At 40.7% G+C, this 13,679-nt stretch carries 11 protein-coding genes; 6 read left to right on the top strand and 5 right to left on the bottom strand.

The window, feature by feature from the left end; translation table 11 throughout:
* Positions 1 to 86: 86 nt before the first annotated feature.
* Positions 87 to 1,508: an efflux RND transporter periplasmic adaptor subunit gene (locus SLP02_RS03510; protein WP_319419267.1), complete on the top strand. Its 1,422-nt coding sequence runs from the start codon at positions 87 to 89 to the stop codon at positions 1,506 to 1,508.
* Between the two features lie 71 nt (positions 1,509 to 1,579).
* Here SLP02_RS03510 and ychF read toward each other — a convergent pair whose 3' ends face one another.
* Positions 1,580 to 2,671 carry a redox-regulated ATPase YchF gene (gene ychF, locus SLP02_RS03515; protein ID WP_319419268.1) on the bottom strand — a complete coding sequence of 364 codons (1,092 nt, stop codon included), beginning with the start codon at positions 2,669 to 2,671 and terminating at the stop codon, positions 1,580 to 1,582.
* Between the two features lie 25 nt (positions 2,672 to 2,696).
* Positions 2,697 to 3,449: a response regulator transcription factor gene (locus SLP02_RS03520; protein WP_319419269.1), complete on the bottom strand. Its 753-nt coding sequence runs from the start codon at positions 3,447 to 3,449 to the stop codon at positions 2,697 to 2,699.
* Positions 3,450 to 4,000: 551 nt separating this feature from the next.
* Here SLP02_RS03520 and SLP02_RS03525 point away from each other — a divergent pair.
* Complete coding sequence (locus SLP02_RS03525; RefSeq protein ID WP_319419270.1) at positions 4,001 to 5,443, top strand: aminotransferase class I/II-fold pyridoxal phosphate-dependent enzyme; 1,443 nt, start codon at positions 4,001 to 4,003, stop codon at positions 5,441 to 5,443.
* A gap of 36 nt (positions 5,444 to 5,479) precedes the next feature.
* Entirely contained in the window at positions 5,480 to 6,070 is a 591-nt protein-coding gene (gene cbiT, locus SLP02_RS03530) for a precorrin-6Y C5,15-methyltransferase subunit CbiT (protein ID WP_319419271.1), read from the top strand.
* 63 nt (positions 6,071 to 6,133) lie between these two features.
* Here the strand turns inward: cbiT and SLP02_RS03535 are convergent, their stop codons facing one another.
* Both SLP02_RS03535 and rpsO read right to left on the bottom strand, forming a co-directional pair.
* The gene (locus SLP02_RS03535) at positions 6,134 to 6,649 is read right to left on the bottom strand and encodes a PAM68 family protein (protein WP_319419272.1); all 516 of its coding nucleotides are present in this window, start codon (positions 6,647 to 6,649) and stop codon (positions 6,134 to 6,136) included.
* A gap of 12 nt (positions 6,650 to 6,661) precedes the next feature.
* Positions 6,662 to 6,931 (bottom strand): 30S ribosomal protein S15, encoded by a 270-nt coding sequence (gene rpsO / locus SLP02_RS03540; RefSeq protein WP_319419273.1) that lies wholly within the window; start codon positions 6,929 to 6,931, stop codon positions 6,662 to 6,664.
* 231 nt (positions 6,932 to 7,162) lie between these two features.
* On the opposite strand from rpsO, the gene SLP02_RS03545 reads away from it, so the two are divergent.
* From SLP02_RS03545 to SLP02_RS03555, 3 genes are all read left to right on the top strand, one after another.
* Complete coding sequence (locus tag SLP02_RS03545) at positions 7,163 to 9,424, top strand: amino acid permease (protein WP_319419274.1); 2,262 nt, start codon at positions 7,163 to 7,165, stop codon at positions 9,422 to 9,424.
* A 59-nt stretch (positions 9,425 to 9,483) separates the two neighbouring features.
* Positions 9,484 to 9,870 (top strand): YkgJ family cysteine cluster protein, encoded by a 387-nt coding sequence (locus tag SLP02_RS03550; protein WP_319419275.1) that lies wholly within the window; start codon positions 9,484 to 9,486, stop codon positions 9,868 to 9,870.
* 137 nt (positions 9,871 to 10,007) lie between these two features.
* Positions 10,008 to 10,220 carry a protein IsiD gene (locus SLP02_RS03555; RefSeq protein ID WP_319419276.1) on the top strand — a complete coding sequence of 71 codons (213 nt, stop codon included), beginning with the start codon at positions 10,008 to 10,010 and terminating at the stop codon, positions 10,218 to 10,220.
* 70 nt (positions 10,221 to 10,290) lie between these two features.
* Here SLP02_RS03555 and SLP02_RS03560 read toward each other — a convergent pair whose 3' ends face one another.
* Positions 10,291 to 13,629 (bottom strand): UvrD-helicase domain-containing protein, encoded by a 3,339-nt coding sequence (locus SLP02_RS03560; protein ID WP_319419277.1) that lies wholly within the window; start codon positions 13,627 to 13,629, stop codon positions 10,291 to 10,293.
* Between the last annotated feature and the right edge of the window lie 50 nt (positions 13,630 to 13,679).

Below are 13,679 nucleotides of genomic sequence, written 5' to 3' on the forward strand. Positions count from 1 at the left end.
CTTCTACAATCTCTGACAGCCGTAAAACCGTTATTTATTCATAAATACTATAGTCGGACGAAGTTTTAAGATTAGGAAATATATAGATGAAAATAGCTATAAATAAGCGAAAAAAACGCCATAATATCTTCATCCCAATTTTGGTGTCATTGGGCTTAATTTTACTTGGTTTTACTACCTATCGCCTTGTCAAAAGTTCCAAATCAGAAGTAGATATTAACGCTTTAACTGTTCCTGTAAATAGAGAAAATTTAAATGTAGAAATTGCAGCTAGTGGCAGGGTTGAGCCGATCAAAAGCGTCAACGTCAGTCCAAAAGAACCTGCGCGGTTAATCAAACTACTAGTAGAGCAAGGCGATCGCGTCAAGGCAGGACAAACCCTAGCCATCATGGAAAATGCCGAACTGGGAGTGGGAGTTACTCAAGCAGAAGCCGATTTCAAACAAGCCCGCGCTAGCCTTACCGAAGGAGAAGCAAATGTACAAGCCGAAATTGCTCAAGCAGAAGCTAGACTCAAACAGGCTGAAGCAAAATTAAATCAGGCTCAAAATAGAATCCCCGCCGACGTGGGGCAAACTCAGTCCCAAATTGCTGCTGCCGAATCTCGTTTAAGACTTGGGCAAGAGCGACTTAAGCGCAATAAATATCTTTTGCGACAGGGAGCAATTACTCAAGATGCTTTTGACGAAATTACTAATAATTATGAAAATGCCCAATCTGAGATTAAGGAATTGCGTCAACGACTAGAACAGTTTCAGAGTACAGGAGGTTCAGAAGTTGAACAACTCAAAGCAGAAATAAAAGAGGCTAAAGTCTCTCTCGAACAAAAACAGGCAACTGCACCAGACCAGATAGCAGGATTGGAAGCATCCTCAGAAAAAGCAGAAGCATCCCTGAAGCAATCAGAAATTCAATATACCGATAGCTTAGTCAAAGCTCCTTTTGCAGGTGTTGTGACCCAAAGATACGCCGTGGAGGGGTCTTTTGTTGCCCCTAGTACTTCTGGCTCTAGTACTGAGTCAGCTTCTGCCACTTCAATCTTGGCATTAGCCCAAGGATTAGAGGTAATTGCCAAAGTTCCAGAGTTAGATGTAGGTCAGCTACAGCCAGGACAAAAAGTTAAGATTGTCGCCGATGCTTACCCAGATAGAGAATTTACAGGTGAAATTAAACGGATTGCTCCTGAAGCAGTAATTGAAGAAGAGGTTACTTCTTTTGAGGTACGGGTCAAGCTGCTTACAGGCGAGGATGTACTACGCTCTAAAATGAATGTTGATGTCACTTTTATTGGCAAAGAACTAAATAACAGCTTGGTAGTTCCTACTGTGGCGATATTTACCCAAAATGGAAAACAGGGAGTAATGATACCTGATGCGGAAAACAAGCCTAAATTTCAGCCTGTCAAAGTTGGTTTGTATTTAGGTGATAAAACGCAAATTATTGATGGAGTTAAGGCTAATCAAAAAGTATTTATTGACCTCCCTAATCAAAAAAAGAAAGAAAAATAATTAGACATCTTGCACAAATCAGAAATATTGATTGAGAATGAGGTCAGAGGTTTATTGTTACTCGACACTTTTTAACCACCTATGCGGAATTCAATTACATCTCCTTCTTGAACAATATAATCTTTACCTTCTAAACGCAGCAAGCCTTTTTCTTTGGCACCATTTTTAGAACCCGTGGCGATTAAATCTTCATAGCTAATTGTTTCTGCTTTAATAAATTTCTTTTCAAAGTCAGTATGAATTACTGCTGCTGCTTGAGGTGCTTTCATACCTGCAATAATTGTCCAAGCGCGGGATTCTTGCTCTCCTGTGGTAAGGTAGGTACGCAAACCTAAAAGATCGTAGGTAGCTCTAATCAAAGATTTTAGTCCTCCTTCTTCTACCCCCAAGGCTTCGAGAAAATCCTTAGTTTCCGCTTCTGATAGTTCAACTAACTCCGACTCAACCTGAGCAGAAACTACAACTACCCTAGCCTCTTCGTCTTTAGCAAATTCTCTGACTTCTTCTACCCAAGAATTACCCGTTGCCAAATCATCCTCAGCAACATTAGTAGCATAAATAATCGGTTTATTTGTCAGTAAGCCCAGTGGTTTAATCATTAGCAAGTCATCTTCAGACAAGTTCATACTGCGAACAGATTCACCATCATTTAAAACTGTACTAATTTTTTCTAATAGCTCAACCTCGGCTTGAGCGTTTTTATCATTCTTTGCCTGTTTACGCAGTCTGGTGATGCGCTTTTCTACCTGAGCCAAATCTGCTAAAACTAGCTCTAAATTAATTACTTCAATATCTCGTACCGAATCTACAGAGCCATCGACATGAATAATGTCGTCATCATCAAAGCAACGAACCATGTGAACAATAGCATCAACCTCACGAATATTAGCGAGAAATTGATTGCCCAACCCTTCTCCCTCGCTAGCACCCTTAACTAAACCCGCAATGTCGACAAACTCGATTCTCGTTGGCACGATTTTTTGCGAGCTATTCAATTTAGCCAGTACCTCTAAACGTGCATCAGGTACGGATACCACGCCGACATTGGGTTCAATGGTACAAAAAGGGAAATTAGCGGCTTCTGCCTTAGCATTGGCAACCAAGGCGTTAAACATAGTAGATTTACCCACGTTTGGTAATCCCACGATTCCTGCTCTTAACATGACGACTTATTATAGACTTATTGCTTCAGTCTGCTAATTTTACTGCATTACAACTAGATAACTCAAACATATAGCCTCTACCCCACACAGTTTTGATAAAGTCAGCATTAAGATCGCCAATTTTTTTGCGAATTCGACCAACATGAATATCGACTTTGCGATCGTCTCCATCATAGTCATCTTTATTCCAAATTGCCGAAATTAATTCGGCTCGATCCCATACTCGATTAGGATTATTTGCCAAGAAATATAGTAAATCAAATTCTAAGGCAGTTAGAGGAATTATGCGCCCATTTAAAACAACTTCGCGCCGATAAAAATTGATTTTTAAGTTGCCTAAATTTATCGAATTATTCTGAGTTGGTTGTAAATCATTTGTAGCCCTTCTTCTAAATAAAACATCAATTCTAGCCTTGAGAATTTGCAGATCGAAAGGTTTACTAATATAGTCGTCTGCTCCTCTAGAAAATGCTTCTAAAATATAGTTATTATCTGTCATGGAACTTAGCATAATAATCATGACGTTACTTTTATGCATTTCTTCGCAGAGAGTTAATCCAGTATCATCAGGTAGATTGATATCTAGAATTGCTAAATTTGGCTGAAACTCTTGGAACTTTTCTCTGGCGGTTCTACAATTAGAAGCAATTTCAGTAAGATAATTATTGTAGCTAAGAAATCTGTTCAGCAAATGCTGTAGGGCTGCATCATCATCTACAATCAGAATTTTTTTTTGGGGCTTCTCGACAAGATTGTAATAGTTATTCAATAAATACACTTGTTATATATCCTTTTTGTTATTAATTTTACTTTTTTAAAGGATATCAGAGTAAATACGCAATAAGCGACAGTAGAAGACGGTTTTTTACTCAATCTTTATATATTAAGCAGTCTGTATAAAGTTATAATTAAACAATTACAATTCTCGATAAAAAATAGTAAGTCAATCTTAATTATTCGAGAAACCAAAAGGTTGGGTTGAGAAATAATTAGTCAAATAACTTTAGCGGTTCTCATTTTTAACGCCTGATGTGAATAATAAAGCTCAAAATTCAATAGTTTGAGCTTTATTATTCGTGAACGTTTTATTTTTTGGTAGAAACTTGTTTTAATTAAGCGAAATTTTTAGCGACAGATGATCTTGAGCTAATTCTAAAGAATTAGCTTCGCGTCCGTAGTATTCTAAAGCTGAAAGCTAAGAGCTAATAGCTAATAGCTACGAGCCGATTAATATCAACGAAGACAATCCACATCAAGCGTTTTTAATAAGGTACGTTAATAAGGTACGGTCTTAATGATCTAATTTTGTTAATTAATCATAAATAGCTAATGATGGAGACTCCTTTATTAAATGCTTTAAAAACGTCTGCTCACAAATCTCATGCAGCTTTTTATGCCCCTGGACACAAACAGGGTAAAGGAGTTAGCGATAATATTAAAGACTTAATAGGAAGTGCAGTATTTGCAGCAGATTTACCAGAGTTACCAGAATTAGACAACTTATTTGCTCCAGAAGGTGTAATTAAGGAGGCACAGAAATTAGCAGCAAAGACTTTTGGCGCAGAGAAAACTTGGTTTCTAGTTAATGGCTCTACCTGTGGCATTATGGCAGGTATTTTAGCTACCTGTGGTGCAGGGGATAAGATTATCTTACCGAGAAATATTCATCAATCGGCGATCGCAGGTTTAGTTCTCTCAGGAGCAATACCGATATTTATTAATCCCGAATATGATGCCACCGAAGGATTGGCTTATAACGTGACTCCAGAAGCGGTACAACAAGCTTTAAAGACACATCCTGATACTAAAGCGGTAATGATGCTCCATCCCACTTACCAAGGAGTTTGCGCTGATTTAAAGGCGATCGCCGAAATTGTCCATCAATATAATATTCCGCTACTGGTAGATGAGGCTCATGGCGCACATTTTGCTTTTAATAATGATTTACCTCCTTCTGCCTTGAGTGTTGGTGCAGATTTAACGGTACAGTCGACTCATAAAGTCTTGAGTGCCATGACTCAGGCATCGATGCTGCACATCCAGGGCAAGAGAATTTGCGATCGCCGAATTAGTAAAGCCTTGCAGCTAGTTCAATCTACCAGCCCTAGTTATCTGCTGCTTGCCTCTTTAGATGCAGCCAGACAACAAATGGCAACCAAAGGCAAAGAGTTAATGAATAGCACCATTGCTCTAGCTACCAAAGCCAGAAATCAACTAGCCGAGATCCCGAACTTATCGGTATTTAAACCAGAAACAAATTCTGGCTGTCGGCACTTTGACTGTACCAGACTAACCCTTAACGTCTCTCAACTAGGCATCACTGGCTTTGAAGCTGACGAAATACTCCACGAACAATTAGGAGTAACCTGCGAACTTCCTTTGCTGCATCACCTAACTTTTATTATTTCTCTGGGCAACACGTCAGAAGATATTCAAAAACTTGTCCAAGCCTGTACAACTCTTTCACAATTAGCTATTAGCCCTCAACCGTTAGCTATTAGATATCAGCTATCAGCCATCAGCTATCAGCCATCAGCTATTAGCCCCCGCGATGCTTACTTTAGACTTACTAAGACTATAACCATTACCAAAGCAAGCGATCGCCTTAGTGGTGAATTAATTTGTCCCTATCCTCCAGGAATTCCTGTCTTAATGCCTGGAGAAAAAATCACCTCTCAAACAATTGACTACTTACAACAGGTGCTAGCTGCGGGAGGAACTATTACGGGGTGTAACGATCCGACTCTTAAAACAATACAAGTACTGAAATAGAACTTAAGTAGGTAAACTAAAAACTAAAAACCAATTATGCTTTGGCCTTACAAAACCCCTGGAATTCCCGATAAATTGTTTGAGCGTTTGCCTGGAATTCCTTTAAGCAAGAGAGAAGTTCGTGTTTTAATTATTTCCTCGCTGCGAATGAAGCCAGATTCAGTCCTGTGGGATATTGGTGCTGGGACAGGAACAATACCTGTAGAGATTGGTTTACTTTGCCCTCAAGGACAAATTATTGCCATCGAAAGAGATGATGAAGTAGCAAAATTAATTAAGCGCAATTGCGATCGCTTTGAAGTTAATAATGTCAAGGTAGTCCAGGGAAGTGCGCCCAAATGTTTAGAAGATATACAGCCAAAACCAGATCTGGTTTGTATTGAAGGAGGTAAACCCATTAAAGACATACTCAAGCAAACTTGGAAATACCTTCAGCCAGAAGGACGTATTGTTGCTACCGTTAGTAATTTAGAAAATCTCTATATTATTTCTGAAGGTTTAGCAGAACTTCAGGCTCGTAATATTGAGGTTGTCCAGTCGGCAGTAAATCGCTTAGAAACAAGAGGAATTCATCAGACTTTTGCAGCAGTTAATCCGATGTTTATTCTCAGTGGCGAAAAACTATAAACCTTTATTGATGGGTTTTGCCTTTAGCTTGACCCATCCTCTAAAAAATCAGGTCAATATTGATTATCCGTTCGCTTTCTTTGCTGCTTTCCAGGCATCTTTAGTTCTGCCGAGGTTAATTTTAAACTCATCAAACCCCATCAGAGTACCCGCACGATCTTCATCCCAACAGGCTGAAAAAAGACCGTAGCTTAAGCCTAAAACTCCTAAACCTAAAAAGCCAAAGGAAACAGCGAAAGCTAGATAGGGAGGTAATTCGACGATCTCTTTGACCTTAAGCCAGTAGAAAATAAACAGGGAAGACATACCCAAAACAGAGGGAATACCGCAAAATACCGCCATGCGTTTCCCCATGCGTTTGCTGACTAAATCAGGAATTGCTGAAAGATTAGAGTTCGGACGAGAATTTCTAGAAGTCGATTTAGCTTTTTTGACTACCTTTGCTGATTTGGGAGATGGGGATGTAGAAGCTTTCTGGGGCTTGTTTTCTGAACTATTTTCCTTGGATGCAGCAGGCTTGTTTTTATTGTTTTTACGGGGTTCAAATGGTAGACGACCCCGTTTAGAATCTGATGGCATGAGTTTTAATGATTAACGACGAATGCCGAGACGAGCAATCAGTTTTTGGTAGCGTTCAAAATCTTCTTTTTGGATGTATGCCAAAAGACCTTTACGACGACCAATCATTTTAAGCAGACCACGACGGGAAGAATGATCTTTTTTGTTAGCTCTTAGATGAGAAGTTAGTTGATTAATTCTTTCAGTTAGAACGGCAATTTGTAAATCGGCAGATCCAGTGTCGGTTTCATGGATCTGATATTCTGCCATTAATTCCTGTTTACGCTGTTGAGTCAAAGTCATGTTGGTTTAGTCTGGTATTCTCTGGTTATATTTAAACTACAAACTATTATATTACCATCGATTTTTTAGATCTTTCATCCCGATCGCAACTGACGATTCTGGATACAATTACCAGTGACAGATTACTCCGCCCTAAACGGACGGAGCCTGCTGTCACCGTTGGTCAAGATTTTGATCTGTCATAATAGGCAAGCCTTATATTATATTGTAAGCATTTATTTATATTTAAAAGTGAAATCACCTTCTGATCCTAATTCTTTACCTACTGGCTCTGATTCAGTAGTTCAAGCTACAGGCTTGGGTACATTTGGCGGTGTGTTTACTCCTTCGATTTTGACAATCTTGGGAGTCATCATGTACTTGCGTTTTGGCTGGGTAGTTGGCAATGCAGGATTGATAGGCACCCTGGCTATTGTGACTATTGCTACCTCAATTACCTTTTTGACGGCACTGTCAGTATGTGCGATCGCTACTGACAGAGTTGTGCGGGTGGGTGGTGCATATTATATGATCAGTCGCTCCTTGGGCATTGAAACAGGTGGCGCAGTAGGTATTTCACTTTATTTTGCTCAGGCGATTTCTGTAGCACTCTACACCATTGGTTTTGCTGAAAGTGTAGTCAATGCCAAGATCAATATTTTCGGTCGGGCTATTAATCTGCAAAATTATGACTTAAATCAAACTTATGTTGCCCTAATTATCACGGTTTTAGTTGGTATTTTGGCAATTACTTCTGCTAGCTTGGCGATCAAAGCCCAGTATTTTATTATGGCAGCGATCGCCATATCTCTTTTGATGTTTGTCTTGGGCAGTCCTTTACCTAACGTCGAACCCCAGATGTTTTCTGCACCGCCTAAAACAGCCCTTCCTTTTTGGACAGTGTTTGCAGTGTTTTTCCCTGCGGTAACGGGAATTATGGCGGGGGTAAATATGTCAGGAGATTTAAAAGACCCGATTAAATCTTTACCGACAGGAACACTGGCAGCAGTAGGAGCAGGATATGTGATTTACATGATCTTGCCAATTTTTATGGCAATGCGGGCAGATTCAGCCAGCCTAATTAATCCAGATGTCTTTGTGATGCAGGAAACTGCTCTTAAAGGCTTTGGTTTTACCATGTTGCTGGGAGTCTGGGGCGCAACCTTGAGTAGTGCTATCGGTAGTATTCTGGGCGCGCCTCGCGTATTGCAGGCATTAGCTAGAGATGGAGTCTTACCGCCAATTCTCAGCTTTTTGGGTAAGGGACACGGCTCAGAAGATGAACCCCGTAACGGTACTCTGGTTAGTTTAGCAATTGCGATCGCTGCGGTTTGCGTGGGTGATTTGGATTTGATTGCCCCTGTGCTAACGATGTTCTTTTTGACTACTTACTTGGTATTAAACGTTTCGGCGGCGATCGAAGGTTTTTTACAGAGTCCCTCCTATCGCCCAAGCTTTCAGGTGCATTGGTCATTATCCCTATTGGGAGCACTGGGCTGTCTGGGGGTAATGTTTTTGATCAATGCCATTGCTACGGTTGGTGCTGCGATAATTGTTTTGGGTATCTATCTTTGGTTACAGCGTCGGGAGTTACAAACGACTTGGGGTGATGTGCGTCGCGGAATGTGGATGGCGTTAATCAGCCAAGGGATCTTCCAAATAGAAGAACAAGACGACCCCAAAAACTGGCGACCTCATATTTTGGTTTTATCGGGCGCACCTCAAAAACGCTGGTCGTTGATTGAATTAGCCGATGGCTTTAGCCATAATCGCAGTCTGATGACGGTTTCTAGCGTTCTTCCCAGTGGTTCGAGGGATCTCAAGCAGCAGCTTAAGTTGGAAAAAACCATCCGCGACTATATCCAAAAACGAGGAGTTAAAGCTTTAGTTAGGGTAGTGAGTGCTGACGATCCTTTTGATGGTGCGGTGCGTTTGGTAGAAACCTATGGTTTGGGGCCGCTTGTGCCTAATACTGTGGTTATGGGAGATAGCGAACAACCAGAAAGAAGAGAAGGTTTTTGTAATGCGATCGCCGAGATTCATGCTAGCCGTCGCAATGTAGTTATCTTTCATGAAAATCAACAGCAAGGATTTGGTTTTCGTCGTAGTATTGATGTCTGGTGGGGAGGTATGCAGTCTAACGGCAGTCTAATGCTATTGCTGGCATACTTGCTGCGCACTGACATTAATTGGCGTAATGCAAAAATCTATCTTAAGTTAGTCGTAGCCGATCAGGCTGCTGCTGCTGCTGCCAAAGATAATCTCAATACTTTTAGCCAAAGCTTACGTATTGATGTAATTCCCCAGGTTATAGTGGCTGAAGGTAGGTCTTTTGATGAAATTCTAAATTCATCTTCCCGCAATGCCGATTTAATCTTTTTAGGTATGGCTCAACCATCGGCAAAATTTATTGAGTATTATGAACAGCTGCAAAATAGAGTAGCAGATTTACCTTCTGCCATTTTTGTGTTGGCTGCTCCTGATTTTGCTTTTGGAGAAGTTTTGACAGAGTAGAAGTCAGAGGTCAAAGGTTCATTAAAGAAGAACGCTTGTTCGCCCGTACAGAAATAATAATGAAAAATTATCAGGTTAAATCAGATTCACGATCAAGTCAATGGCAATGCGTTGCAAGCTGTGGTGCTTGTTGTAATTTGACTCCAGAAGATAGACCAGACCTAGATAAATACTTGTCTAGTGCAGAGCTAGAGCTATATATGAGTATGGTAGGAAAAAACGGCTGGTGTATTAATTATGACCATGATAATCGCCAATGCAAAATATATGAAGAGCGACCTCGCTTTTGTCGAGTTAAGCCTGAGAACTTTCAGGATATGTACGGGGTAGAAACAGCAGAATTTAATCAATTTGCGATCGCCTGTTGTCAGCAACAAATTGTTGGTGTGTATGGCGAAAATAGCCAAGAACATGAACGCTATAATCAGGCTATATTTCCTAACTAACTTCAACCCGATGTGGCGATCGTGCAGAAACTGGGATGAGAATATTTATCTTATCAATACTAAAATAGAAGAGAATTAGGTTAGAATTTTCTTATAAAGCGACTTAGATTTTTAACTTTAATTAGGAAGTACAGCTAATGACTACTTTAAGGTTGATCAAGCAAAACATCGTTAAAATGACCGAAGAAGACGTAGCGACCATTGCTAGTCGCTTAGAGCAGGATGAATATGATACTCCTTTTGCGGCTTTAGAAGATTGGCATTTACTTCGAGCGATCGCCTTCCAAAGAGAAGAATTAGCTGAACCCTATATTCATCTATTAGATATCGAAGCATACGACGAAGCCTAGTAGGGGACGGGGCTTATAAACGCCTGGGAAACCACAGGCGACAGCCCCTTCGCTTCGCGAATCGCCCCTACTAAATCATGGCATCGTCGCAGAAGGCGAGATAAGGACAAAAAGCGCATTTTTCCAGAGTCGGAGTAGCGGTATAGTTACCCTGATAAATTTGTTGTGCCAAATTGTTTGCCTGTGGGGCGATCGCCGCCAAATCATCTTTAGTAAAGCTATGGATACGATCGTGGCGTAGATAGACTATATGTGCGTTAGGGTGTTTTAGGGCTTGGGCATATACCCACAGTTGAAAACGATGATCTCTAGGCTGCATAGCGCGATCGCTTTTGTAGTCTAGTACCCAATCATTACCTACCAGATCGATTACGCCGTTAAAAGTTAGCTTTCCTAGCTCTAGACTAATTTGCTGTTCCTTAGCAATTGCGGTCTGACGAAAATGCTGATATATAGGCAGTTGAAAGAATCTTTGCGCTAGAGCGATCGCCTGTTCAAATACTTCTTGTGACCAGTCTCCCTCAGCAAAGGGTAATAAATCTTGCACTTGGGTAATATTATTCTCTAAGGCTTTGTGAACCAAAGTACCGATTTGCATTCCATAAGCCAATCCTTCTCCCAAACCTGGATGTCCATCAATAAAACGAAGCTTAAACCGTTGAGGACATCTTGCATAGTCAGTTAATGCCGTCACAGGCAGTTCTGATAATCCTGAACCAACAGAATTGAGCAATAGCGGTGGCAAATGCTCTGCAATAGGCGGGGTTTGAGGCAAAGGAGGCAAGGCTTTACCATCTGTATAGGGAATGGTGAGAGTCGGAATTGACGCAGCCATTAAGCCACGCTGAAGGCGATTTAATTCTCCTTTATAGGGTTCGGCAGCACTGAGAATCAAATAATCTCTGGCTCTAGTTAGTGCCACGTATAATACTCTAACTGCTTCTTCTCTATCTTTTTGTTCTTGTAGATATGCTAGCCAACTATACAGCACTGGTTTTTGCATCTCTCCTTGAGCATCCTTAGTTTTAACCGCTACTCCCAATTGAGCATCAAAATAAACATTGGGCGAAAACTTAGGACGTTCTTTACTCAAGTCAGCAACTATAACTAAAGACCACTCTAAACCCTTGGAGGCAAAAATAGTCATCAAAGAAACAGCATTAGTTACCGCCAGTACAGGGCGGGGGACAGCAACTTCTTGAGCGAATAAGCGTTTGAGGCGACGTACTACCCCAAATAAATCGTAAGTACCCTGTTCTAAATCTTTAACTAGTTGCTGAAAACCTTGCCAGTCTGCCATTCTTCTTGATGCACCAGCAAGGTTGGCAATTACTGCCGTATATCCCGTTAGGCGATCGCATATCTGCAAAATACGAGACGGTATTTCAGATTGACGGTATTTTAATAACTGCTGCAATACTTTTACAGGATGTTCTAATTCAGCAAACTGTAATGTTTGTAATTCATCCCACCAACAACTATCTTGATCGGCTTTAATAAATGAATTACGGATTTGCCATAAAAGGCGATCGCTGATGGCAAAAAAGGGACTTCGCAACACTGCCACCAAGGCAATATCATCTCTTGGGTTAGCCAAAAAGCGTAACATTGCGCTAGCATCCTTGGCTTCTCTAGTAGCTAATAAATTTCCTCCTCCTGCGGGGGCAACGGGAATACCAATGGAGGTTAAAGCCTCACTATACACTTCTAGAGGTTGCCAAGTACGAGTAAGAATAGCAATGTCTTTTGGTTGAATCGAGCGAATTTGTTTAGTTTGCTTATCAAAGACGGGAGTTTTATTGTCTAGCATCTGCTTGATTTTTTCTGCCAAACAAAATGCTTCTACTTGCTGACGTTGAGCTTTATTCGGCTTGGGTAGTTTTTCTTCTCCCTCTTGAGGAAAGCGAAGCAGCGCGGTCTTGCGAGACAGTCCGTTGCGGGGGTTTCCCCCGTTATAGGAACTGTCGAGGGCGGGGGTTTCCCCCATGAGCGACTGCTTCAAGAAGGGATCGCCAATAGTTAATACTTGCAAATAATTGTAGTTTTTTCCTTCACTTTGGATCGGAGTTTCTCGATAGGCATTTAAATCCTGATGATTTTCTGCCAGTAGAGGTGCAAAGATTTGATTAAAAGCAGTGATTAAAGTTTGATGAGTGCGAAAACTAGTGCTGAGAATAACTTCCTTACCATTGTTGCTGAGAATGCGATCGCGAAACTGTTGAAAAACGCGAATATCTGCCCGTCGAAAGCCATAAATTGACTGTTTGATGTCTCCGACTATAGTTAATTCTGCCTTGGCGGTTAGAGTACTAAGCAACTCTGCCTGAGTAGGGTTTGTATCCTGAAACTCATCTACTAGAAATACTTGCCATCGTTGATAATAATAGTTCTGTACCTGGATATGCTCTAAAGCCCTTAACGCATATATTTCTAAATCGCTAAAGGTAAGTACTTTCTTTTGCAGCTTAAGACGACTTAAATAACTTGTAACTTCTTGATATGCCTCAGTCAAAGCAGGAAGCATTAGCTTTAATTGTTCATCACTATCGCTCAAGGCTAAATCTAGTAAACCTTGATTAATGACTCTTTTGACGCACTCTCGAAGAATTTTTAATGCTTCTTTAACTGTCTTTAGATCATCACCCTGCCAATTCTTTTTACTGCCGACTCTCAGATTAACTTGATCGATAGTTTCAATGGCAGCATTAATATTTTTTGCCTCTTCGAGATCTTCCATCGCTTTGATAACAGACTGACGAATTACCTCTAGCTTGTCGTCTTCTTTTCCCCGATGCTGTTTTAGCGTTGTCCAAGTTTCTCGCCATGAGCGATCGCTAATAATTATTTTTACAGCTTTAGTACGAGCTTCGATAATTAGCTGTGACCAATCTTGGATACCCTGTCTCAAAGCCTTATCAGCCGTATAAGGATCATCTAAAAGTTTATTTAATACATCCTGCAACAAAGAGTAGGGAATTGCTTGAAAAATCTCTGGAGGTAATTGAGTTAAAGCATTTTGTAAAGCATCTTTTGACCATACCTGCCCTTCTAAATCATCTAGTACCTGAAAATCTGCTGGGATATTAATTAGCTGAAAGTGTTCTTGACAGACACGGGCAGAAAGAGCATGAATAGTACTTATTTGAGCAGCTTCTAATTCAGCTAATAGATCTAAACGTTGAGGTAATTGTTGACTGACTAGGGTTCGGATGCGCGATCGCAATTCTGTAGCAGCCTTTTCTGTAAAGGTGACTGCAACTATCTCCAAAGGTGATAAGTTTCTCGACCGCAGATAATAAAGATATCTCTCTGCCAACATATGCGTCTTTCCCGTACCTGCCCCCGCAGTAATCACCACGCTACAGGGTGCATAAGCTGCCGCTTGTTGTTTTAGGGTTAGATTAGACATAGGGATAATTTATAACACCAAAGTAGTATTTTAATTGGCAGAAATAAGGC

Source organism: Pleurocapsa sp. FMAR1 (genome assembly GCF_963665995.1).
Lineage (GTDB): Bacteria > Cyanobacteriota > Cyanobacteriia > Cyanobacteriales > Xenococcaceae > Waterburya.

Coding starts and splice junctions, on each gene's coding strand:
- rpsO (WP_319419273.1), bottom strand. CDS start 6,931: ATGACTTTGACTCAACAGCGTAAACAGGAATTAATGGCAGAATATCAG.
- SLP02_RS03510 (WP_319419267.1), top strand. CDS start 87: ATGAAAATAGCTATAAATAAGCGAAAAAAACGCCATAATATCTTCATC.
- SLP02_RS03535 (WP_319419272.1), bottom strand. CDS start 6,649: ATGCCATCAGATTCTAAACGGGGTCGTCTACCATTTGAACCCCGTAAA.
- SLP02_RS03560 (WP_319419277.1), bottom strand. CDS start 13,629: ATGTCTAATCTAACCCTAAAACAACAAGCGGCAGCTTATGCACCCTGT.
- ychF (WP_319419268.1), bottom strand. CDS start 2,671: ATGTTAAGAGCAGGAATCGTGGGATTACCAAACGTGGGTAAATCTACT.
- cbiT (WP_319419271.1), top strand. CDS start 5,480: ATGCTTTGGCCTTACAAAACCCCTGGAATTCCCGATAAATTGTTTGAG.
- SLP02_RS03550 (WP_319419275.1), top strand. CDS start 9,484: ATGAAAAATTATCAGGTTAAATCAGATTCACGATCAAGTCAATGGCAA.
- SLP02_RS03555 (WP_319419276.1), top strand. CDS start 10,008: ATGACTACTTTAAGGTTGATCAAGCAAAACATCGTTAAAATGACCGAA.
- SLP02_RS03525 (WP_319419270.1), top strand. CDS start 4,001: ATGATGGAGACTCCTTTATTAAATGCTTTAAAAACGTCTGCTCACAAA.